Annotated in this window: 19 protein-coding genes; 2 read left to right on the forward strand and 17 right to left on the reverse strand. The window is 52.6% G+C overall.

Annotated features, from left to right (window positions below; translation table 11 throughout):
* The first annotated feature begins 5 nt into the window (after positions 1 to 5).
* A complete protein-coding gene (locus tag R70331_RS26070) occupies positions 6 to 926 on the forward strand; it encodes a metallophosphoesterase family protein (RefSeq protein WP_042183274.1) in 921 nt (306 codons plus the stop codon).
* 60 nt (positions 927 to 986) lie between these two features.
* Here the strand turns inward: R70331_RS26070 and R70331_RS26075 are convergent, their stop codons facing one another.
* The 3 genes from R70331_RS26075 to R70331_RS26085 all read right to left on the reverse strand — a co-directional run bounded on the left by R70331_RS26075 (position 987) and on the right by R70331_RS26085 (position 3341).
* A complete protein-coding gene (locus R70331_RS26075) occupies positions 987 to 1841 on the reverse strand; it encodes a MetQ/NlpA family ABC transporter substrate-binding protein (protein WP_042180712.1) in 855 nt (284 codons plus the stop codon).
* Positions 1842 to 1923: 82 nt separating this feature from the next.
* A complete protein-coding gene (locus R70331_RS26080) occupies positions 1924 to 2586 on the reverse strand; it encodes a methionine ABC transporter permease (RefSeq protein ID WP_042180714.1) in 663 nt (220 codons plus the stop codon).
* Positions 2586 to 3341, reverse strand: a complete 756-nt coding sequence (locus R70331_RS26085; RefSeq protein ID WP_081947757.1) for a methionine ABC transporter ATP-binding protein — start codon at positions 3339 to 3341, stop codon at positions 2586 to 2588. The genes R70331_RS26080 and R70331_RS26085 overlap by 1 nt, the downstream gene beginning before the upstream one ends.
* A gap of 523 nt (positions 3342 to 3864) precedes the next feature.
* On the opposite strand from R70331_RS26085, the gene R70331_RS26090 reads away from it, so the two are divergent.
* Complete coding sequence (locus tag R70331_RS26090) at positions 3865 to 4281, forward strand: hypothetical protein (RefSeq protein ID WP_042180716.1); 417 nt, start codon at positions 3865 to 3867, stop codon at positions 4279 to 4281.
* Positions 4282 to 4455: 174 nt separating this feature from the next.
* On the opposite strand, the gene R70331_RS26095 is transcribed toward R70331_RS26090, so the two are convergent.
* The 14 genes from R70331_RS26095 to R70331_RS26160 all read right to left on the reverse strand — a co-directional run bounded on the left by R70331_RS26095 (position 4456) and on the right by R70331_RS26160 (position 23759).
* On the reverse strand, positions 4456 to 5466 hold the full coding sequence (locus R70331_RS26095; protein WP_042180718.1) for an endo-1,4-beta-xylanase: 1011 nt from the start codon (positions 5464 to 5466) through the stop codon (positions 4456 to 4458).
* A gap of 75 nt (positions 5467 to 5541) precedes the next feature.
* Positions 5542 to 7224: a glycoside hydrolase family 43 protein gene (locus tag R70331_RS32240; RefSeq protein WP_042180720.1), complete on the reverse strand. Its 1683-nt coding sequence runs from the start codon at positions 7222 to 7224 to the stop codon at positions 5542 to 5544.
* 341 nt (positions 7225 to 7565) lie between these two features.
* Entirely contained in the window at positions 7566 to 8525 is a 960-nt protein-coding gene (locus R70331_RS26105; RefSeq protein WP_042183276.1) for a carbohydrate ABC transporter permease, read from the reverse strand.
* Positions 8526 to 8527: 2 nt separating this feature from the next.
* The gene (locus R70331_RS26110) at positions 8528 to 9499 is read right to left on the reverse strand and encodes an ABC transporter permease (RefSeq protein ID WP_042180722.1); all 972 of its coding nucleotides are present in this window, start codon (positions 9497 to 9499) and stop codon (positions 8528 to 8530) included.
* A gap of 83 nt (positions 9500 to 9582) precedes the next feature.
* Positions 9583 to 11286 (reverse strand): type 2 periplasmic-binding domain-containing protein, encoded by a 1704-nt coding sequence (locus R70331_RS26115; protein ID WP_042180725.1) that lies wholly within the window; start codon positions 11284 to 11286, stop codon positions 9583 to 9585.
* A 112-nt stretch (positions 11287 to 11398) separates the two neighbouring features.
* A complete protein-coding gene (locus R70331_RS26120; protein ID WP_052419226.1) occupies positions 11399 to 12940 on the reverse strand; it encodes a response regulator transcription factor in 1542 nt (513 codons plus the stop codon).
* Positions 12941 to 12945: 5 nt separating this feature from the next.
* Positions 12946 to 14751 carry a sensor histidine kinase gene (locus R70331_RS26125; protein WP_042180727.1) on the reverse strand — a complete coding sequence of 602 codons (1806 nt, stop codon included), beginning with the start codon at positions 14749 to 14751 and terminating at the stop codon, positions 12946 to 12948.
* Positions 14752 to 14771: 20 nt separating this feature from the next.
* A complete protein-coding gene (locus R70331_RS26130; protein WP_042180729.1) occupies positions 14772 to 16313 on the reverse strand; it encodes a response regulator in 1542 nt (513 codons plus the stop codon).
* 235 nt (positions 16314 to 16548) lie between these two features.
* Complete coding sequence (locus R70331_RS26135) at positions 16549 to 17943, reverse strand: ADP-ribosylglycohydrolase family protein (protein WP_042180731.1); 1395 nt, start codon at positions 17941 to 17943, stop codon at positions 16549 to 16551.
* Positions 17943 to 18902, reverse strand: a complete 960-nt coding sequence (locus R70331_RS26140; protein WP_042180733.1) for a nucleoside hydrolase — start codon at positions 18900 to 18902, stop codon at positions 17943 to 17945. Before R70331_RS26140 ends, R70331_RS26135 begins: the two co-directional genes overlap by 1 nt.
* A 59-nt stretch (positions 18903 to 18961) precedes the next feature.
* Positions 18962 to 19900 carry an ABC transporter permease gene (locus R70331_RS26145; protein ID WP_042180737.1) on the reverse strand — a complete coding sequence of 313 codons (939 nt, stop codon included), beginning with the start codon at positions 19898 to 19900 and terminating at the stop codon, positions 18962 to 18964.
* Positions 19897 to 20946 carry an ABC transporter permease gene (locus R70331_RS26150; protein WP_042180739.1) on the reverse strand — a complete coding sequence of 350 codons (1050 nt, stop codon included), beginning with the start codon at positions 20944 to 20946 and terminating at the stop codon, positions 19897 to 19899. The genes R70331_RS26145 and R70331_RS26150 overlap by 4 nt, the downstream gene beginning before the upstream one ends.
* The gene (locus R70331_RS26155; protein ID WP_081947758.1) at positions 20939 to 22501 is read right to left on the reverse strand and encodes an ABC transporter ATP-binding protein; all 1563 of its coding nucleotides are present in this window, start codon (positions 22499 to 22501) and stop codon (positions 20939 to 20941) included. The genes R70331_RS26150 and R70331_RS26155 overlap by 8 nt, the downstream gene beginning before the upstream one ends.
* Before the next feature lie 118 nt (positions 22502 to 22619).
* Positions 22620 to 23759 carry a BMP family ABC transporter substrate-binding protein gene (locus R70331_RS26160; protein WP_042180740.1) on the reverse strand — a complete coding sequence of 380 codons (1140 nt, stop codon included), beginning with the start codon at positions 23757 to 23759 and terminating at the stop codon, positions 22620 to 22622.
* Positions 23760 to 24055: the final 296 nt, after the last annotated feature.

Below are 24055 nucleotides of genomic sequence, written 5' to 3' on the forward strand. Positions count from 1 at the left end.
TGCAGATGGAGACCAAGTTAACAGGCGGAGAAATACCGCTGCTCACCTTTCAGATTATTACCGACACCCATGTCACCGCTGACCCTGCCCATGAGTATAACCGGAACTTTGAACGTGCCTTGCAGGATCTGGCCGTCCATGCCCGGGGCAGCAGCGGAATCATGCATGTTGGCGATATTACCGACCACGGCTTCCCGGAGGAATATGCGGAGGTTGAGCGGATTCTCGGCCAATACCGGACGGTGCTGCCGGAAATCCGTTATACGCTGGGCAACCACGATGTCGGCATCGGCCACTGGCAGCCGCAATTGGCGGAGGTCGGTTTAGGCGACTGGGAGTCACGCCTCGGAATGTACACCTCCCGCATGGGCTCGCCGGGGCCTTATCATGACCATTGGATCGGCGGATATCATTTTATTTTCCTGGGAACCGAAGAGGGATTACCGATCTTCTGCAGCCTGTCGGCTGAACAGCTCCAGTGGCTGGAGCTGAAGCTTGGCGAGCGGCCTGACGGCGGACCGGCTGCAGCGGATCAGCCCGTCTTTCTCTTCCTGCATCAGCCGCTGATGAATACTGTCGCCGGCTCTCTTGAAGAACAGGAATGGTACGGAGTTACGCAAGACAAGGAGCTGCGTGCGATTCTGGACAAATATCCGCAGACCCTGCTGTTTACCGGCCATACCCACTGGGAGCTGGAATCGGAGCATACGATGTTCCCGGGTAACGGGGAGACGGCTACGATGTTCAATGCAGCCTCGGTTGCGTATCTGTGGAACAATGAGGATGTCCACCTGGACGGCAGCCAGGGGTATTATGTTGAAGTGTACAGCGATAAGGTGCTGGTGCGCGGGCGCGATTTTACCACTGGTACGTGGATTGAATCGGCAAGCTTCGAGGTTCCTGTGCTGCTGAAAACTAAGGACTAACCCATAAAAAAGGACAGTATCCCATTCGTTTCCGGATGAAATACTGTCCTTTTTTTCTATTTATTTAAAAGCCGGCAGAGCAATCTCTGCATAATTATCTTCCAGGAACTTCTTCACTTCGGGACCGCTGATGCGCTTTGCCAGCTTCTGGATTGCATCGGAATCCTGATTGTCTTCGCGCGCTACGAGCGTGATTGTGAATTCGGAATCCTCACGTTCGGTAATCAGCGCATCCTTCTTCGGAGTCAGGCCCAGCGGGCTGGCATATGCAGGAGTCATTGCCACCAGGTCGCCGTCATCCAGCATCCGGGCCAGCATCAGCAGATCGACCTCCTCGAACTTGAAGTTCTTCGGATTTTCCGTAATATCCGCCTGGGTTGCTGTGATGCCTACACCATCCTTCAGCTTAATCAGACCGGCATCGGCAAACATCTGCAGCGAACGTCCGATATTGGACGGGTCATTAGCCATTACCAGCTTCGCGCCTTCCGGCAGCTCTTCGATGGATTTGACCTTTTTGGAATAGCCTCCGTAGATCGCGTCATACACAGGCTGTACCGGAACGAGGTTCGAGCCCTTGCTGTCATTGAACTGCGTCATGTAAGGCACGTGCTGGAAGAAGTTCGCATCCACTTCCTTGTTCGCCAGCGCTTCATTCGGCTGCACATTATCAGACAAAACAACGATCTCCATATCCACCCCGTCCTCCAGCAGCAGCGGCTTCACAATATCAAGAATATCTGTCATTGGAGGAATCAGCGTTGCTACCTTGATTTTTACGGGTTCTGTACTTGCTGCTGTTGCTGCTGGTGCTTCCGTGGCTTCAGCATTATTTTGAGTATTGTTAGTGTTGTTACCGCAGCCGGCAGCAACCAGGACGAATAGCATCAGCATTGCAATCATGGACTTTTTCATTGTTTTTCAATAACCCCCGATATTTATGTTTGGATTTCAAAATAGTACAGCCAGCACATTCATTGTCCGGTCTTCCCTTGGATCAGCGTTTATCGAGCAGTCTTGCCGCCGTGCTTCCGGTGAACTGAATCAGCTGCACGAGCACAATCATGACGACGATGGCGTAGGCCATCACTTCGGTCTCAAACCGCTGATACCCGTAACGGATGGCAAAATCACCGACACCCCCGCCCCCCACAACACCCATCACCGTTGAAAAAGAAATAAAGCTGATCGTGGATGCCGTAAGTCCGAGCACCAGGCCCGAGCGCGCTTCTACATACAGGAACTTGAAAATCAGCTCCACCTTCGAAGCCCCCATGGACAGGGCCGCTTCAATAGTACCTTTGGGAACCTCCAGCAGGGATTGCTCCACCAGACGGGCATAATAAGCTATGGCGACAACCGACAGCGGCACTGTTGAGGCTAATGTCCCGATAGCCGTTCCAACCAGAAAACGGGTCACTGGAATAAGCGCCACCACCAGCAGCAGGAACGGAAAAGAGCGGACCACGTTAACGATGCTGTTCAGCGTCAGCGACAGGCTCCGGTTCTCATAAAGCTGGCCCTTGCGGCAAAAGTACAACAGTGTACCCAGCGGAAGCCCGACCAGTAGCGCTGCCAGGATGGAGATTCCGACCATAACAAAGGTCTCTCCGATTGACTGCCACATCAGATCCTGGTATTTCAGCATGCTTTCCCACATTATCGCCCACCTGCCTTGCCGGTAATCTGCTCGCGGTAAGAGCCGGAATGCCCTGATGGTGGAAGGAACCCGTTCTCCTCACGTGAAAAGGCATCCACGATTATCCCGTCCCGCATGACAGATACCTCAGTGCAGATGCTGCGCACCACATCCAGCTCATGGGTCACGATCACGATCGTTACGCCGAGCGCAGCGTTAATATGCTTCAGCACGCTAAGGATATCCGCCGTAGTCACCGGGTCCAGCGCGGAGGTCGGCTCGTCGCACAGCAGCAGCTGCGGATTATTCGCCAGGGCGCGGGCAATCGCCACCCGCTGCCGCTGTCCGCCGCTGAGCCGGGCGGGATATTGCTCCGCTTTGTCGGTCAGGCCGACAAAATCAAGCACCTCGGCCACCCGTTTCTGCCGTTCCCCCTTCGGCACGCGCGCCAACTCCAGCGGAATGGCTACATTACGGCTGACGGTTGCATTGGCGACCAGGTTAAAATGCTGAAAGATCATCCCGATCTTCTGCCGCTCCCGGCGCAGCTCTTTCTCTGTTAATGCCGTCAGCTCCTTGCCGCCTGCATGCACAGTGCCTTTGTCAGGACGCTCCAGCAGATTCATCAGACGCAGCAGCGTTGATTTGCCGGCTCCGCTTGCCCCGATTATGCCGTGGATTGAAGCCGGTTTCACTGAGAGTGATACATCCCGGACCGCGTGGTGGCTGCCTTCCCTCAGTTCGAAGCTTTTACTAACTCCGTTCAGCGCTAAAATCGTATTCCGCCCCTCTCCGGACCTGCTGATAATATAGCCTGTTTCCTGAAAAGTGTATTACAACTATTTTAAAACTGTTTTATTAAAAATCTCTTTAAATAATAAGGCATAACCTTCACTGTGTCATCATTTATTTTTAAAATGATATATCAGACCTATGAGAGGGTCCGCTTCCTCTAAGGATGTGCAGCCGGAGTTAAAATTATCCTGCGGCTATATAAGGTAACTGCGGCACCAAAAAGACAGCTGGTCGCGAATTCCCTGGCTTTATCTAGCGTGTCCATCCGGACGTTCAGGCATTGTTAGTGCTTGAGTTTATATATCAAAAATAGGTATTTTATGATATTTTCTTAATGATGCTGGCCGGCATGAATTAAAAAACTTTATTCAAATTCAGATTTTCTTAAATATGAAGGATATCGTAATGACTGGAAATCTCCAGGTACTATGTCCTATTAAATAGTTTGGCTAGCACGGATACACTATGTATTCGTGCTAGCCAACTATCAGGAGGATCAGTAACATGAATAAAAAAATTATTAAAACAGTACTTATTTTAGTTATAGGTGTAGTTATCTTTGGAGGAATAACAGTATACAGTCTGCCAAAAAATGAAATCAATCGCTACATAACCGAATTTCAATCAAAGAAAAGTAATTTGAAAATGTATCCCGGTAACATATCCGAATTTCTAAATTTTGATGAGCAAAATGGTTTACCCGCTCCCTTAGTTAAGCAAAAAGTCATTAACCGTTCTTTAAATAAGGTAGAAATTTTAACGGGCTTTGAAATAATGACTTATAATTCGAATAATGAGCTTACACAGGTGTATTATGGTGAACTATTGTTTTTACTCAATCGTGATAAATTGAATTGGAAAATAAATACCGTTAAGATTATTCATGGGATGCAAGAAAATCAACTTATTAATCAGCAATAATATGCTTTTCTCGAATAATTTGAGGTAATTGTATATCTTGCAAGATAACGACATAAAACCACGCCTTGTTGGCGTGGTTTTATGTCGTGGAAGGGGACTATTGACTTCTCCATTTAGGCGGCAGTCCGGAATGAATTACTTTTAATTAGTTTGTACTGTCCGTCTCTTTATTCATTAGCGGCTGCGCGCAGCAAGCCGCTCAAACGCAGGCTTTGGCCGGTGCTGTTCATCGAACAGGAACGGCCAGTTTTTCCGTCCGCGGACAGGGAAATTGTCCAGCCAGGTGTAGTCGTCCGCCGCCCCCCAGAAGGTGACGGAAGAGATGACCTCACGGTATTCCCGGAGCAGCCGGAATACCGCGTCATACCGCTCCGCCTGGAGCTCAAGCAGCTCCGGCGGCGGGCTTGTGAGGTCCGTCCGCTTATCTTCGAAGCGGAACAGGGATATATCCAGCTCGGTAAGCTGCAGCTGCAGCCCGAGCGAGGCGTACTTCTCGATCGCTGCCCGGATGTCATCCAGCGCTGGATCGTACAGATTCCAGTGGGCCTGCAGGCCGACACCGTGGACCGGCACACCCTGCTCCAGCAGCGACTTCAATAGTGTATAGATTTTGTCGCGCTTCTGCGGATGACTTTCATTGTAGTCATTGTAGAACAGAAGCGCCTGCGGATCAGCTTCATGAGCATATTCGAACGCCCGAGCAATGAACTCAGGTCCGGCGATTTCCAGCCACTTGGAGGGCCGCAGCAGCTCCGGACTATCATCAGCGATTACCTCATTGACGACATCCCAGGCATAAATCTGGCCCCGGTAACGCCCGACTACTGTATCAACATGTGATTTCAGGCGTGACAGCAGCAGCTCTTTACTTACCGCCTCGCCTGCTCCGTCCGTAAAAAGCCAATCGCTCGTCTGGTTATGCCACACCAGGGTATGACCGCGCATCGACAATCCGTGCTTCCGGGCAAATGCCGCCAGCTCGTCCGCCTGCTCAAAGGTATACACCGCCTCCTGCGGGTGCAGGCTCTCAAACTTCATCTCATTCTCGGCAGTGATACTATTGAAATGATAGGCGAGCAGCTGCTCCTGCGAGCGGATCGTGAGCGGATTCACCGCCGCACCGATCATAAAATCATCAGTGAACAAGCCTTTTAACGAAAGCCCGCTAAAGCTGTTATCTCCCATCCTAATACCCTCCCACCATAAAATTTCCGCAAGTATAATCAGCCTTCATTGCCATGCAGATGTAACAGCAGCCGCTCAAGCCTGCCATTCCAGCCAGTCGAAATAAGCAATTCCCGGCATCTCCCGGCCGTTACCAGTCGCGTACATGCCAACCACTACTCCGGTAAAAGCATTTCCTTCAGCAGCCTGCGGTGAAAGCTCATATGCTGCACCTGCTGCAAGCTGTGTCCACTCCTTACCGTCCATGGAATAAAGCAGACGGTACTCGTGGTAATCTGCGGTAATCTTCAGAAAAACCCTGCCCTCAGACCCGTTTACCGGAACCTCCGCTGCCAGCTCCGTCTGTCCTCTCACCGTTAGCCGTGCAAACACCAGCAGTTGACTGTCCCTGCGAATCATCCCTGCTTCATAATGGGCCCGCTCATTCATTCTGACGCATAATCCGGCTTCTGCACTGTCGGCCTGATCGTCCAGCTCAAGCAGCGTGCTCCACTCAGCGGTAAACTGCTGCTGTCTGCGGCCGACAAAGGCTGTCTGGCCGGTATCATTAAGTCCGGCCGGCTGCCCCTTAAGCGCCAGCCAGCCCGGACGCTCCTTCAGTGACCAGCTGTGCTCAGCCGGGTTGCGCAGGAAGACCAAATCATGCGGCAGCAAACGATCGTCAAACTCATGCCGTCCGCTATAAAGACCGCTATCCTGCACCTTTTCATCCAGGCTGCTACCTGACTGCTTAATGATTTTCTCAGAGCTGATCCCAGCTTCACTTAACTTATCAAGCTCACCCGCAGCCTCCAGCTTACGCAGCCCGCAGCCGCTCCCAGCTGCCTGCTCCTCTTCCCCGTCACTGTAACAAGGCCGCTCAACACACATCTCCAGCCCGACCGTACCCTCATTGTTATCAATCAGCGGCCAGCCGTCCTCACTCCAGCTCACCGGGGCCAGATATGTCTCCCGGCCAAGCACACCGTAGCCGTCGTCCCCAAGACGCACACCAAGAAAGACCGCCCACCATCCGCCGTCCGGTCCTTCGATCAGATCGGCATGACCCAGATACTGGATCGGATGCTCAAGCTCCCTGTGGGTCAGAATCGGCTCGGCCCATTCCTCAAATGGACCGTACGGCGAGCTGCTGCGGCCGATGATCTCGCGGTGCTCCTTGGCCGTTCCCCCGGAAGCCGCCATGATATAGTACATCCCGTTAATCTTGTATAAATGCGGACCCTCCAGCCACGGCCCGCCGTCACCGGTCCAGATCACTACGGGTTCAGTCAGCGCTGCTCCGGTAGCAATATCAATCTCATACTGGATGATATGCGAGTCATAGCCGGCACCCTGCTGAGCGGTTACATAGACTCTGCCGTTCTCATCGAACATGAGCGATGGATCAATACCGCCATAAGGGATAGAGATAGGGTCAGACCAGTGGCCTGCGGGGTCAGCGGCAGTCACATAGAAATTACCCCGTCCCCGTACATCTGTAGTAATCATATAGAATAGCCCGTCGTGATAACGGATGGCCGGCGCATAAATTCCGTCAGAGCTGCCGCAATTACGGATGTCGAGCTGGCTGATCCGGTCCAGCACATGACCGAATTGCTTCCAGTGAATCAGATCACGGCTGTGAAACAGCGGAACGCCGGGGAAATATTCAAAGCTGCTGCAGACCAGATAATAGTCCTCTCCCGCCCGGGTAATGCTCGGATCAGGATAAAAACCCGGCAGCACCGGGTTCGTATACTCTATGAATGATCGCTTCATATAAACGCAGACAACCTTTCTTAGATCGAAACTTTAGTTGGATTTTTGCCACCTAATCTCACTGAATCCGAGTCTCTCTGCGAATTAGTTGGAAAACCTCCGCCTAGTTCAGCCCGTAAGCCCCAATAGTGGCGAAAACAGCAGATTTAGTTGACCTTTTTCCCACTAATACCCACTTTACAGCATTTAGCCGCATATTAGTTGGCTAATTTCCACTTATTTGGATCACTCAGCCTGCTATAAACTTAGATGAATAGCGACTCCGGAGTGTACTGTGGATTCCGGCTGCTTTCCTAGAATTCCACCCGCCTTCACTACACCCACTCCTTCGTCTGCTGCCCCTACTCCTTAACACTCCCCACATTCAGCCCGACCACAAAATACTTCTGCATGAACGGATACACGAGCAGAATCGGAACTGAAGCGACTACCGTAATCGCAGCCCGGATCGACAGCGGTGTCACCAGCGCACGTGCTGAATCCTGGTCCATCCCTACCCCGGCGGCAACATTCGGATTGCTGTTGGAGTTCATCGTCGAGGATAAGAGCTTCATCAGCTCGTACTGCAGAGTACTCAGGTGCTGCCGGGAGGAGGTGTAGATAAACGCATCGAACCAGGAGTTCCAGGCACCCACCGCCACAAACAGCGCTATCGTTGCAAGCACCGGCTTGCACAGCGGGAAGACCACCCTCATGAAGATTTTGAAGTCTCCGGCTCCGTCAATTTTCGCCGATTCCATCAGACTCTCGGGGATCGTACCGATATAGGTCCGGATGACGATCATATTAAAGGCACTAATCATAGACGGGAAAATATACACCCAGAAGCTGTTAAGCAGGTTGAGATCCTTGATCAGGAAGTAGCTTGGGATCAGACCGGCGCTGAAATACATCGTCAGTACGAAGATTACTGTGATCGGCTGGCGGAAGACATACTCCCGTCTACTCAGCGTATAGGCCAGCATCGTCGTCAGAAAGATATTCAGCACTGTTGACAGCACCGTCCGCGCTACAGAAACCAGAAAAGCATCATAAATCGTGCCGGAGGCAAAGATCGCCTTGTAATTCTGGACAGTCCAGGCTCTCGGCCATAAGTAAATGCCGCCGCGGATCGTGTCATTCCCCGCGTTAAACGAAACGGCAATCGTATTCAGGAACGGATATAAGGTAACAATCACGAGACAAATCATAAACACCGTATTAAAGGTGGTGAACAGCACAGGCTCCAGCTTCCCTTTACCAATGCTTTTTCTCACCGTCATGCCTGTGTTGTGCCCGGGGCTAATCTGCCGGTTATCCATCATTATAACAACCTCTCTTCCCCAAGCCGCTTGGAAATACCGTTAGCCATAAGCAGCAAGGTTACGCTGACCACCGTTTTGAAGATACCGCCTGCGGTTGCGAGTGAATAGTTGCCTTGTGCCAGCCCGTATTTTAGTACAAAAATATCAATCGTTTCCGCCCAGTCCACAACCAGCCCGTTGCCGAGCAGATATTGTACCTCAAAGCCTGCCTCCAGCACGTGCCCGATGGACATGATCATCAGGATGACAATAGTTGCTTTGATGCCGGGCAGAGTGACAAACTGCATTTTTTTGTAGCGGCTCGCCCCGTCGATTTCCGCAGCCTCATACAGCGCCGGGTCAATCGATGCAATAGCTGCCAGATAAATAATCGTATTCCAGCCGACTTCCTTCCACACATGCGAGGCACCGACAATGCCCCAGAAGTACTTGCCCTCACTGAGCCATAGAATCGGCTCTTTAATCAGATGCAGCTTCATTAGTACAATATTTACAATCCCGTCATTGATCGACAGTGAGGTCGCTACAATGCCGGTAACGATAATCCAGGACAGGAAATGCGGCAGATAGGAAATGGTCTGGACCGTTCTTTTCCACAGCACATTTTTAATTTCATTCAGCAGCAGTGCCAGCACAATCGCCGTTACAAATCCGAGCACCAGGTTAATGATCCCCATAGATAAGGTGTTGCGCAGAACCCGCAGAAAATTATCGTCGGTAAACAAAAATTTGAATTGCTTGAAGCCCACCCATTCCTGTTCGCTGAAAGACTTGGCAGGGCGGTAATTCTGGAAGGCCATAGTCCAGCCCCAGACAGGCACATAGGCAAAAAGAATAATGTAGAGCATTAAAGGCACTGACATCCAAATCAGCTGGTTCTGGCTTTTGATCAGCGACCAGGTAACCGGCCGCTTCTTCTTTTTGCGGTTGGGATGCCGGACGGCTATTTCTGTTTCTAAGGTCTCAGCCATAGTAATTGTCTCCCCGCTCCTCGTTTATTGGAGCAGGCGGAAGGCCGCAACGGCCCTCCGCCTGCTGTTTCACTGCGTATTTATTACTTACTCCAGGTATCAATTCTCCATTTGATCTGCTCGTTGATCTTATCTTCGTAAGCCTTCACATTGGCTTTCTTGATCTGCCCGACATAATCGGTCCACACGGCATCGAATTCTTCCGGACTCGCGAGAATTGCCTTAGGCAAGAATTTGGTCTGTAATTCGTTTAATTTGGTATTAGCTATTTTGGCATCGGAGCCTTCAATCAGGTCAATGGACCAGGCCGGGTAATAGACCGGATTGGCAGGCGGCTCACTGAAGAAGTCCACATAAGTATCGTAGCCGTAAGCATCAAGCACTTCCTTATCAAACGGCTTGAGCCCTGCCTTATACTCTTCCGGCTGCGCTGCTGCATCGGTAGAGTTGCCGTCACTGAAGCTTCCCTCCATCTTAGGCAGGTAGCTGAAGAGTGACTTGGCTTTATTGGCCAGCTGCCAGGTAGCATCGGCTGCATTGTCGCGCTGTTCCTGTGTTCTCATGAATCTGCCGTTCTCTACGATATAATCTTCGCCCTCAATGCCCCAGGAGAAGGTCTTCTGCCATTCTTCCTGAATCAGGGTGTCGAGCAGCTTGATAATTTTCTCCGGATCTTTGGCGTTGATACTGATCCCGAAGCCGTTGTTAAGGTTCAGAACCGCAAGGTCACGGTAATAGTCCTTGGTAGCCTTATCGTATACGAGCGGAAGCCCGACGTAGGTACGCTCGATTTTGCCCTGGGTGGTCAGGGAATCTTCGGCAGCGTTGAAGTTCCAGTGCTGGTCGAACATGCCCAGAACGGTTCCGCTGGACAGCTTCGCCATATACTGGTCGTAGTTCTGCACAAAGGTCTCTTTATCGATCAGACCCTTATGATTGAGTTCATTAAGCTTCTGGTAGTACTGCTTGGCATAATCCTTGTCTGCAAAAATCTCCGCCACACCGTCTTTGACCACGACCCCGCCATCGTTCGGATGTCCGATCAGATGCTGAGGCGCATTGAACAGTCCCCAGTTCTTCCAGTCATAATTCAGAATTTCGAAGCCGATTGTCGGACTGCCGTCAATTTTCGGATATTTCTCTTTGTATTTCTCAATCAGATCAAAGTACTCATCCAGTGTCTTGACCTGCGGATAGCCGAATTCCTTGAGCACTGCCTTCTGGATCCAGAAGGCCGGGCCTGAATACCAGGCGCTGTTCACTTTGCCGTTGTATACCCCGTAGTTAGGCAGGATATAGATATGTCCGTCATTAGGGTCCTTCATCATGTTCCAGTACTCTGCATAATGCGCTTTCAAATTCGGAGCATGCTCTTCAATCAGATCTTCGAGCGGAATATATGCCCCTGCTGCAGTCAGCTTCGTATTTCCTGTCATCATGTCCGGATAATCCTGGCCGGCGATCATAACGCCCAGCTTCTGGTTAATGTCGCCTGCCAAAAATTCGAAATTGAAGCTGGCGCCCGTCTCATCTTTAATTTTCTTATAAATTTTATTGTCCGGTGTCGGCTGCTGGCCGGCTTCGCCCAGAAACACACTGATGTTGAACGGCTCAATTTTGTCGCCCGTATCCGCAGCTCCGGCGGTTTGTGCCGCACCGGTCTCTTCACCCTTGGCATTATCCTTGGTATTACCGTTGTTATTGCCGCCGCAGCCGGCGAGTGCAAAGCTCAGGGATAACAGCGTGATCAGTGATAACTTGAACGTCCGTTTTGACTTGCCCCCCATAAAGCACCTCCATATTTTTGGTTACGCTTTTTGTAAGCACTTACATTAATAAATTATAGAGGTGATTCCAGGCGTAAAATACAGCTGAATTAAAGGTATAACCCCAAAAACTTTAGAACTTTGCCTGCCGGTATTCGTTCGGGGACAGATGCATTTTCCTCTCAAACTGCTTCAGGAACTGCCCGTAATTGGCATAACCCGCCTTCTCGGCAATCTCCGACAGCTTGAGCCCCGGATCCTCCAGCAGCTTCACGGCCTCTTCAATCCGCAGGTTATGCAGAAGCTCATTGAAGCCCATCCCGTTCTTTTTGATCAGGAGCTGGCCCAAGTATACGGGGTGCAGATAAAAGATCTCAGCCAGCCGCTGAATCGTCAGGCTCTCACGGTAATGCTCCCGGATGTAGAGGTTGATATCTCTTACAACATCATGCGAGCGTCTGTCCCGCTCCTGCAGCAGCAGTCCGATCCCTGTCTCAGCAGCGGCAAGCAGATGATTCATCAGCCTGTCCAGCGTAAGAAGCTGACTGGTAAGCCCGGATAGACGATCCTCTCCGTAATTCTCCCGGGACGTATCCTCCTCAGGGAGCGGAGCCAGCTCAAGAATCCGGTAGACCAGGTGGATGATGAATTTCTTCACAGTACCGGGAGACACATGCTTCGCACGGAAGCTGCTGGCCGCGCTGGCCGCTGCCTGCCGGAAGCCGGGCAAGTCCAGCGTATTGACGAACCCGGCCAGTTCATCAGCCAGCTTGAGATGATCATAGTCGCTGCTGAAGGGAATATTACTGATCTCCTCATACATCAGCAGTCCGGCTGCTGGAGCTCTGTAAAAAAAATGCTGCAGCGTCTCTTTAGCTGTCTGGTAGCTGTGATTAATGCTGTTAAGCACAGCCGCATTGTCACCGGACGCAATAAATAACGGAATATCCGGGCACCCCTGCCGGAGTGCATCCGCTATTCTCTTAAACGTCCTGCGGCCCTCCTCAGCTGAAGCACTGCCGAACACAATTGCGCAGCTGCCTGCTTCCATATCTGCCAGAACCGCCCCCGTAATACCCGTGAGCAGCCCGGCAGCCCGGACTCTGACCTCGGCATAATGCTGCGGTTCCGTCTGGATCAGGCATACACTCCAGCTGCCCGGGTGTGCCGGAAGCCCGGCAGGAAGCTCCGGTGAGGCCTGTACAGAAGGCTGTCCGAGGAGCAGCCCTTTGACTACCGCCGCTGTCTCCTCCGAAGCGGCCAGCTGCCGGCATTTGCGGCTGTGCGCCTCCTGCTCCAGCTCCAGCCGGATTTGACGCAGCTCTTCCCCGGCCTCCTCCGGAAATACCGGCTTCAGCAGATAGTGATGGATGCCGTACCGGATTGCCGTCTGGGCATATTCGAACTCGCTGTAGCCGCTGAGAATAGCGAACTTGGTCTCCCGGCCTCCTGCACGCTGCCAGGCAGCAACCATCTCCAGGCCACTGAGCAGCGGCATATTCACATCCGTAATGACAAGATCCGGCGCAAGCTCCCGGATCATCTGCAATCCCGCCTGGCCGTTCGCACAGGTTCCGACAATTTCAAAACCTAATGCCTGCCAGTCAATCCACAGCTCCATTGCCTCCAGAGCGCTTGGCTCATCATCAATCAGCAGCACTTTATACGTTGTCACAGCCTTCACTCTCCTCCCGGCGGATGAATCCGCTCCAGCAGCCTCAGCGGGATACCAAACGACACGGACGTCCCTTCATCCGGTGCGCTGATGATTTCAAAAGTAACCTGATCCGCATAATACAGCTCCAGCCTGCGGTATACATTGCGCATCCCGATATTCAGCCCGGAGGAATCCTCGGTGCGGATATTATGCAGCAGCTCTTTCAGCTTGGCAGCGTCCATCCCTTTTCCGTTATCTGATACGGTAATCTGCAGACGGTCCTCCCGCGCAGCCGCCCTGATTCGGATCACCCCAAGGCCCTCTATGGTCTGCAGGCCGTGCTTGCAGGAGTTCTCGACAAGTGGCTGCATGCTCAGCTTAGGTATTTTGTAAGCAAGCGCCTGCTCTTCAATTTCGAACTGGTAATCGAACTTGTCGCGGAACCTGAATTTCTCGATCTTCAGATACATTTCGATAAACTGCATTTCCTCCTGAAGGGATACCAGGTCCTCCTTCCATCTGAGCAGCCTGCGCAGCAGCTTGGAGAGGCTTTTGATAATATCCGTCACATCGTCATATTTGTTCTTGGTGCAGACTACGAGAATGGCATTCAGCGTATTGAACAGAAAATGCGGATTCATCTGGCTCTGCAGAAAATTCAGCTCCGCCCTCACCCGCTCCATCTCCAGGTTCTTACTCTGGATTTCCAGCTTATACACGTCGTTAATCAGCGAATTGATCCGTGAGGTCATTCGGTTGAAATTATGAATCAGCCCGCCGATCTCATCCCGGCCCTCGTCAATCATGATCAGCTCGAACTTCTCGTTGCTCACCTTCTGCATATGCCTGGCCAGCCGCTTCACCCGGTAATTATAGGAGCGCAGCATCACATAGATAAAAGCTGAAGTCAGCAGCGTGACCGTGGTCGCCAGCACCGCCGCATACAGCCGGATATCCAGAACAGCCTGGGCAATCCGCTCCCCCTGTGTAATGCCGATTAGCCGCCAGCCCTTGAGATAATTGGCCGTACCGATAGGCAGGATGTGCACCTCCTGTTCCCCGTCCTCAGGCTGCGTAAACAGCGGGTAAGGCTCATCCGTTATATGCTGATAGCCGCTTGCCTCTGACATGACGATCTGATTCTGCTCATTGACCAGATAAAGGCTCAAATAATCCTTTTCACGGACAATGATGTCATACACCTCACTGAGATCGAGATCAATCCGCGACAGCTTCTCATAGGTGCCGAACGAGCTGTAGTGATCCATCCAGTCAATGATGCTGAGCATCGGTGTGGAAGAGTTACTGTTCTCGCTTATCCGGTAGGCGGCTACAACCACCTGGTTGCCGGAAGACTCGGCTTGCCTGTACCAGTCGCTTGTCCGGATTTTCGCGTTAATAGCCTGATAATTGCCGCCGGATACAATAGACTGGTTGGCAGTGTATACCGTAATCCGCTCAATCTGGTTGTTAACAGGCATAAAACTGTACAGCCGGTCGCGCAGTTCCTCATCATAGGCATCGTAAAAATCAATGGAATCCTTATAGGGGCGGTCTAGCATTTCATACAGGTTCTTGTCTGTGGACAGGGTATAGCTGACGGCGACCCCGCCTTCGATAAAATCATGGATGTCCTTTCTTGCCCGCTCCAGAGAAATCTCCAGATTCTGCTCCTCCCTTGACTTGATGAGGTCCGTAATCCGGCCGAGAAACACCAGGTTAATGACCATAATGGGCAGCAGCACACCTACGATATAGATCAGAATAAACTTATAATTCAGCGGAATGTCATTGACGATATTGTTGAAGCGGAACCTTTTTTTGAGCATGGATTGTGCACCCGGCTTTCCTAGAGCTGCTTGCTGTGATCAGCGTTCTTGTATACGGAAGGCAGAACGCCTGCGATTCCCTTGAATTTGTCGATAAAATAATCCGTGTTGCTGAAGCCGACCTGTGCCGCCACATCGGAAATTTTCAGCTCTGTCCGCTTCAGCAGCGCCTTGGCCGCTTCAATCCGCTTGACGTTCAGATATTCGCTGAAGCTGCGTCCGGTCTCTTTGCGGAACAGCTGTCCGAGGTAGGCCGGGTTCATATGAAACTCTCGGGCCAGCTCCTGAAGCTGCAGCTTATTGCGGAATTCCCGATCCACATACCGGATGACATTATAGATGGTGTTCCCCTCATTTGCCTCCTGCAGCTGTGCCAGATATACCGCCGCCGTTCTGCAGAGACCGCTTACATAAGCTCCAAGCCGCGAATAATCACTGAGCTCCCCCAGACTGCCCCAGGCCTCCTGATGCCCTTTCATCATCGCTGCCGGATCTCCGCTATGCTCAGCCGCCAGCCTGCACAGGTTCATCTCCAGATGGGCAATACCGGCCTGCACAGCTTCCACAGCATGCTGCTGCTGCGAGTACAGGCGGAAAATCCCCCTTAAACACGGTTCAATCTCCTGCAGCTCACCTGCTTTGACTTTGTCCAGCAGCTCTGTAAAGGTGACCTGCTCCCTGCCTCCATCTCTGCTGCTGCGCCTGAACTCACTGTGTAAAAACACGCCTCCCTGCTCTGCACAGTACCTCAGCTTCTGCATTTCCAGCAGCTGCAGGTAAAGCTCCTTAACGGATTCGATGCCGTTCATTCTGTCGCTGACCATCACCGCCACCGGCTGCTGCGACAGATTTTCCAGTTCCTGCTGCAGGCCTGTGATAGCGGCCTTCAGGCTCTCCCGGGAGACCCCTCCCGATTGCAGCAGCAGGCCCGCCCGTTCAGCCCTGTCCTGAAAGCTGCACGTCAGCTCAGCGGGAAAGTAACAGTTCACCAGCAGCCGCAGATGCCCTGCCGCTGCCGGCGGATCGACCAGAATGCCGAGCAGCTCGGCATCTGCGGGAAGCTTGATCAGGCTGGATGCCATCAGACGGAATTCCTCCTCATCCTCACCCTGAATCAGACGGTTCAGCATGCTGCCGATGATCCCTGCCTGCTTCTGCTGCTGCTCATTAATGGAAGCGATTTCATTGGTGATTATGCTATAGAGCCTGCTCAGCAGGTCCTCCAGCTCATCCTCATCAACCGGCTTCAGCAGATACTGCTCCACCCGCTGGCGCAGAGCTGTCCGGGCATACTGGAAATCATCATACCCGCTCAGAATGACAAACCGGGGCGGCCGGTCCATTGATTGATTCAGCCGGGTGATCAGCTCCAGGCCGTTAAATACCGGTATATTAATATCCGTCAGTACAAGGTCCGGCTGATGCAGCTCAATCAGCCGCAGCGCCTCCGGCCCGTTCAACGCCTCTCCGCACAGCTCAAAGCCGGATTTCTCCCAGTCCACCATAGTCCGCAGCCCCTCCAGTACCCAGGGCTCATCATCCACAATCAGCGCCTTCAGCATGAACCGCACTCCTCTCCTATTGATTCTGTATGCATCTTATTAGTTAACTGCTCAACGAAATAACTATAGATTATGCTAACATAGTTCACTATTTCTGTGACATATTTCTGTTTCAATTTCATTCGGAGCTGCCGCCAGCCTGCCGGACCCTTCATACAAAAACGCTCTTTGCCGGAAGGGACACTATAGTGTCCGCCTCTTGCAAAGAGCGTTTCTTATATGTTCTATCAGCAGCTTACCTCTGTTCAAGCTCTGCGCGCAGCTTCAGAAACACCTGATAGCTCCGCTCCGCACAGGCCGTAATAGCAATCGGATGGAAGCCGGGAAGGTCAGCATACAGCGTACCGTTCAGCGGCGCTGTCCAGCTTGCCGGCAGCTGGCTTGCACCCAGCTTCGCCCCCATGATCGATCCAACCGTAGCTCCGTTGCAATCCGTGTCCATTCCGCCGTAGACCGAGGTGACTACCGCCTTCTCAAAATCATTGCCGCCATAGACCAGTGACGCAGCAACAAGCGCAGCATTATTGACCGTATGCACCGGATCATAATGGCTGAACTTGTCCCAGATGCGGCTGACCAGCTCGCGTTCACTCTTGGCTGATCGGGCAATATCAATTCCCTGGAGCACCGCCTCGGCAAGCCGGCTCTTTGCCGGAACCTCACTGAGGCCAATTTCCAGAATCCGCTCGTTATCCTGCTCGGCGAAGGCGGCCGAGATCATGGCCGCATTGAACATCTCGCCGTAGATTCCGTTCTTCACATGGGAGAAGGACGCGTCGCGCCAGCCCAGCTCGGCGGCCAGCTCCGGATGGCCGGCAGCTCCGTATGCCAGCCCGTCTGCCCGGATCGCCGCCCCGATCCATTCGCGGTACGGATTGAGATGCATCCGCACCCGTTTCAGCCGCTGCTCCCAGTCAGCCGGCTTCTCCTTGTGCATGTGGGAGGTTTCAGCAGCAAAGTTCATATACGTCTGTGTCTCTGCAGTACATACCTGCGCATAGGTCAGATTTCCGTGCCACAGCTTGCCGATATCCCAGGCATCCCAGTCCAGGCCCTTCTGCTCCAGCAGCAGCAGCCCCAGAACGGTATAACGGAGATCGTCGTCACTCTCCATGAAGCTGATTTTCTCCCGCGTGCTGGTAAAGGACCATGCACTAAGGCCCAGGCCATATTCCGCTTCCGCTCTGGAGTTCTCCGGCGTATACCCCTTAATCGGCCAGGCATCCGCGCCCTGGAACCAGAGCTCGATGTTCTCCCAGCCCGGACGTCCGTCCTTGCCGTACAGATAATCCCAATGCTCCAGCGGCTTGCCGAGCGCACAGCCGATGCTTCTGCCCAGCCACGCCCCGTGGAACTTGTCTCTCCACTGTTCCGGTGTCCATGAAGGGTCCAGCCTTCGCGGACCCTCCGGCCGTAAGGCGCGGATTTCTTCAAGCCCTGAAGGCTCCGTGTACGGAAAATCCCCAGCCACCTGAAGCTGCATCAGCTCACGGTAGACTTCCATCAGCCTGCCTTCATCTGTACCTGCCGCAGTCAGCTTCACAGCGATCTCATCTGTCCGGCAGCCTTCCTCGTTCCGCTGCTGCAGCTCGAACTTTACCGTCTCCTGCAGATTTTCCCAGCCGGCCATCAGCTGCTTCCCCCGGCTGCCGTAAGCAGCTTCCGGTCCAGCCGTTCCAGTGAACCGAACAGCAGCTTCATGAACGCTTCGCGGTCAACTCCAGTCAGTACCTGCACATTAGGCTGGCGGTCCGGCTTCTTTCTGCGGTCAGCCACGGTCATGCCGCGGGTCAGCTTACCCTCGGTTTCCACCGTCACATAGAGCTGCTCTGACTGGAACAGCTCCGGATGCACCAGCCAGGCTACGGCGCACGGATCATGCAGCGCGTTGCCGACATAGCCCATTTTTTTGCCATAGATCGAATAGAAATCCAGCAGCTCCCCGACCATAACAGACACCGGGCCCTTCTGCTTCAGTTCAAGGATTTCCTCCTCAAAAATCGCCGCCTTATCCGTCACATCAAGCCCGCTCATCACAATCGGAATGCCCGATTCATAGACAATACGCGCAGCTTCCGGATCAACAAAGATATTGAATTCAGCAGTACTGGTCACATTCCCGTAAGCAAGGCCCCCGCCCATCAGCGAGATTTCTTTAATCTTGTTCTTTACTTCAGGATAAGCAGTGATTAGCAGTGCAATATTGGTTAACGGTGCCAGCGGCACTAGGGTGACCGCTTCCTTCGAAGCGCGGATAAGCCCAAGCATGAATTCAACCGCGCCCTGCTCCACCGGCTTGAACTTGCTGGCCGGAAGCACCGGGCCGTCCATCCCGGATTCCCCGTGCGCTTCCTCCCCCGTCACCAGCTTGCCGAACAGCGGTCCCGCTGCCCCTTTGGCAACAGGGATGTCCGCATTAACGAAGCTCAGCACCTTGAGGGCGTTGTCCGTTATTTTATCAAGAATCTGGTTTCCGCCTACCGTTGTAATGCCCCGGATTTCTAGCTCCTCCGGATGAGCCAGCGCCAGCAGAATCGCAATCGCGTCATCATGCCCAGGATCGCAGTCAATAATTATGGGTCTTGGCATCGTTGTTCTCCCCCTTATGTCTTTCTCAGCAGTCAATCCTTGCCTGAAGCAGCTCTCCGCTACTTCACCACAGGACCTTTAACCTTCTTGTTTTTCTTCCGGGTCTCGGAGACCGCATAGATGACCAGACCGATCACAGTTGCCACATAAGGCAGCGTAGCAATCAGCTCGGCCGGAATTTTCAGCACCTGAAGCGCATTGGACAATGCATCTGCCGCCCCGAACAGCAGCGAAGTCAGCGCTGTTCCGATCGTCGTGCTGCGGCCCATGGATTCTGCGGCAATTGCGATCCAGCCCCGGCCGGCGATCATATCACGCGTGAACAGGGACAGATAGCCCATCGACATGTAAGCTCCGCCCAGGCTGGCAAAAAATCCGCTGAGCAGCAGCGCCGTATATTGAATCCGGACCACGCTGACCCCGACCGACTGGGCCGCATGCGGATTCTCGCCGACTGAACGGATACGCAGCCCGAGCGGCGTGCGGTTCAGCAGATAATACACGACCACTACAGCCAGAATGGAGATGTAAGTCAGAATATGGTGGCCTGACAGAATCGGTCCAAGTACAGGAATATCTTGTATCAGCGGAAGCTGAACACTCGGCAGCACCTTACTCGCAAGGGATGTGGAGGATCCTTTATCTCCGCTCAGCAGATACAGGATGAACACTGTACCGCCTGAGGCGAACATGTTAATCGCTACCCCGCCGAGAATAATATGTGTCTTAAACTTCAGGGTGAAAAAGGCCAGCACCCCGGCAATCAGTGTCCCCGACAGTACCGCGCCAAGCAGGCCTACCCAGGCACTCTGGGTATACGCACTGACAATGACCCCGGCCAGGGCCGACACCAGCATGATCCCTTCCATCCCGATATTAATGATGCCGGCCCGGTTCGAGATCAGCGCCCCCAGTGCGGCAAACAGAATAGGTGTGGTTACACGCAGCAGCGAGAAGGCAAAGTCCGTCGTTAAAATTACATTCAGCAGACTGTTCATGCGTTCGCTTTCGCCTCCTTCAGCAGCATCCGGTTTTTCCAGAATTTCAGGAATTGCTCCGCCGAAATCAGCAGGATAATAACCGCCTGGATGATCGAGATCATCTCGGAAGGCACATCGGACAGACGGGCCATCATATCGGCACCGATGCGGATATACGCCAGGAACAAGGCAGAGCCGATAACGGACAGCGGGTTATTCTTGGCCAGCATCGCCACCAGCGCACCGTCAAGACCGTACCCGGGCAGAGATGCCCACTGGAACCGGTTGTACATTCCCAGCACTTCGACTGAGCCGCCCATTCCGGCAATAAAGCCGGCGATCAGATGGACCAGAATGATTACCTTTGCTGTCTTCATCCCCGAGTAACGGGCAAATTCGCGGTTTACACCAGTCATGCGCAGCTCATAGCCCCATTTGGTCCGGTACAGGAACAGGTGGGCCAGAACAATCATCACCAGCACAATAATCAGACCGGTATGGATGCGTGTGCCGGTGAAGATTTTGCTCAGCCGGGCTGTCTCTTGAAATTTATAGGATACATTGGCAAAAGCCTTCGCATCACGCAAATGATAGTTAAGCAGATAGAGTCCGATTCCGAACAAAATGTTGTTGAACATCAGTGAAGTAACCAGCTCATTAGCGTTCCACTTAGCCTTGAGAATACCGGGGATCGCCGACAGCAGCGCTCCGACAATGGAGCCCGCGGCAATCGCTACGACCGGGTGAAACCAGCTGTTAAGGCTCAGATGAATCGCCAGTACCGAAGCCACTACGCCGGAGAAATAGAAGATACCTTCTGCCCCGAGGTTGAACATATTGGCCCGGAACAGCAGGGACACGGCAAGACCGGTGAACATCAGCGGAATGGCCATTTCGATCACATTGCCGATATGCCCCTTGGTGGAAATGGGCTCCCACAGAAAAATCCCGATCGTCTTGAGCGGCTGGTCGCTGACCAGAGAAATAATGATAAAGGCGATGGCCAGCGCAATCAGTATGACCGCCGTCGTCCGGATCACCTCAAAATATTTGACTTTAAACATGGTTCACGGCCCTCCCGATCTGCTGCTTGTCCTGACGGTTGATGCCCAGCATATATAAGCCCAGCTCTTCTTCACTCACCTTGGACGGATTCTCAAAGTAGGCTACAATCTCTCCCTCATACATGACAAGGAGACTGTCGCTCAGTTCCAGTATTTCGTTCAGATCAGCCGATAAGAGCACGATCCCGCTGCCGGCGGAGCGCAGCTCCAGCAGCTTCTGGTGGATGAACTGGGCTGCACCGATATCGACGCCCCGGGTCGGCTGCTCGGCAATCAGCAGCTGCGGGCTGGTAGAGCATTCCCGGGCAACAACGACCTTCTGCATGTTGCCTCCGGAGAGCATGCCGATCGGCTGCTGCGGGCCTGAGCACCGTACTTTGAACTCTTCCACCAGTGCTGCGGCAAGTGCGGCGATCCGTTTGCCGTTCAGCAGCGGGCCCTTATTCATGTCTTTCGACCGGTAGCGGGTGGAGATCAGATTATCGGAAATGCTGGCATCCCCGGCAGCGCCCTGGCGCATCCGGTCCTCGGGAATATAAGATACGCCCAGGCTGCGGATGCGCAGAATGTCAGCTGCCAGGATATCCGTTTCGTTGACCTTTACCGTTCCGCTGCTGGATACAGCATGCAGCCCGCCTGTGAGCGCCTCAACGAGCTGGTTCTGGCCGTTGCCTTCAACTCCGGCAATCCCGACGATCTGCCCTTTGCGGACTGCAAAGCTGACCTGCTCCAGCAGCGCCTTGCCCTGGCTGTCGTGGACTGCCAGATTGTTTACGGACAATACCGGCTTGCCGAAAGGTACATTATCCTTCTCGTATTTCAGCACGACATCCCGGCCGACCATCAGCCGTGATATCTCCTGTTCACTGACGTCCCGGGTCTGGAAGACCCCTTCGCCCCGGCCCCCGCGCATGATGGTAATCCTGTCACAGATGGCCTTGACCTCCTTCAGCTTGTGGGAGATGAACACAATCGTATGTCCCTGCTCCTTCAGATGCTGGAGTTCAACGAAGAGCTCCTCGGTTTCCTGCGGAGTCAGCACAGCGGTCGGCTCATCCAGGATCAGGATTTTGGCGCCCCGTACCAGTGCCTTCAGGATTTCCACCTTCTGCTTCATCCCGACGGTAAGATCCTCGACCTTTGCCTTAGGATTTACAGCCAGATTGTATTTGCGCGCCGTCTCTTCCGTCAGGCGGACCGCTTCACTGTAGTTGAAGCCAACGCCCTTGCGCGGCTCCATGCCCAGCACCATATTCTCGGCTACCGTAAAGGAGGGCACCAGCATGAAATGCTGATGGACCATGCCGATGCCCCGGTCAATCGCATCCTGCGGGGACTGCAGCTTCACCTTTTCCCCGCGGATACTGATATCGCCTTCACTCGGCTCCTCCATTCCGAACATGATCTTCATCAGGGTCGATTTGCCCGCCCCATTCTCTCCCGCTATGGCATGAATTTCTCCTTCGCGCAGGCTAAAGTGGACATCCTTGTTGGCAACGACGCCATTGGGATACACCTTGGTTATTCCCCGCATTTCCAGCAGCGCGTGTTCCACGGGTTATCAACGCCTTTCAACTAGACTGTTTTTCTGCAAAAATAGGCAGCTGGAATTCTTCTTAAGGAAGGAATCCCAACTGCAGGAGATACGGCGTACCGGTTAGTGTTTAATTCAATTAAGGTTTAACAGCATTACGGATTGCTTCAACCTCTGAAGTCTCCATGCCCATTGCATTGTCTACTGTGATTTCCTTGTTGATCAGCTTCTGCTTCACTTCTTCAACCTTGGCTTGCAGATCTGCAGGGAATACGCTGGTGTAGATGTCATTTTCAGCAATGCCTACGCCGTCTTCAACGAAGCCCAGTACATCGCGTTTGCCCATTTCAAGTGTACCGTCCTGAAGCTTGGTTACGGCGCCCAGAATGGCGCTGTCGATTTTTTTGATTGCAGAGGTGATGATTAGGTTCGCTTTTTCGCTGTCTGTATCTTTAAGCAGCATGGCCTGGTCGGAATCGACGCCGATTGCATACTTTGTCTTTTCTTTTGCAGCATCGAAGATTCCAAGACCGGTACCGCCGGCTACGTTAAAGATCACATCAACACCGGAGTTGTACTGGATCAGCGACAATTCCTTGCCTTTGGCAGGGTTAACGAAATCGCCCGCGTAAGACACAGCTACTTTTACATCAGGATCAACATATTGCGCACCTTGAATGTAACCGACCAGGAACGCGTTGATACCCGGGATATCCATACCGCCGACAAAACCAATGACATTATCCGGGTTCGCATTCGGCATATCCGACTGTGTAGCCAGTGCCGCAGTTGCGCCCGCCAGGAAGGAGACTTCATTGGTGGAGTAAGACATGTTATACATATTAGCCGGTGCTTCTTCGATGTCTGTATCGTAGTTGATGAATTTTTTATCCGGATTCGCTTCTGCCGTCATATTGAACATTTCAGTAATTTCCGATCCGCCGGAAATGACAACATCCCAGTCTTCAGCAGCAATGTCGTTAAAGGTAGGCTCCCATTTGGTTTTGTCATTGCCCATCTCGATGACTTTAGTCTCAGCGCCCAGCTCTGTCTTCACTTTCTGCAGGCCGTTGTTGGCAGCGTCGAAGAAGGATTTATCTCCAAGCGTTCCCGGAATCAGCAGCACAACCTTCAGCTTATCGCCCGATCCGGCGTTTCCGCTATCTGCTGCATCGTTGCCGGTATCCGCCGCGTTTCCATTGTTAGCCGTGTTGTTTCCGCAAGCAGTGACGAGTACCATTACCATAAGCAGCAATAATGTAAGAACATTCTTTTTCATTTTGTCTGTTCACACCCCTGTTTGATATTGATGAACCTTGTAAAACGCCTGACTTCCCCAATTACACGTTTTGTTCTGTTGTTATGCGGCAAACAATTTTATGCAAATCCATAAAACGACTGAAAATTAATGAATAGCTTACATCCAGTGATAAAAAAGGTGGTTTTTCGTCAAATAAACGGTCAATTCCCGAACAAGATGGCCAGTCAGGTTGCGAATCTTTCGTTTAATTGATACGATCATAGCAAATACAGAGACAAACTTTTATATACATTCGGTCATTTTTTTACACGATT

It is taken from the genome of Paenibacillus sp. FSL R7-0331, assembly GCF_000758645.1.
In the GTDB taxonomy this organism is placed as follows: Bacteria; Bacillota; Bacilli; order Paenibacillales; family Paenibacillaceae; genus Paenibacillus_AQ; species Paenibacillus_AQ camerounensis.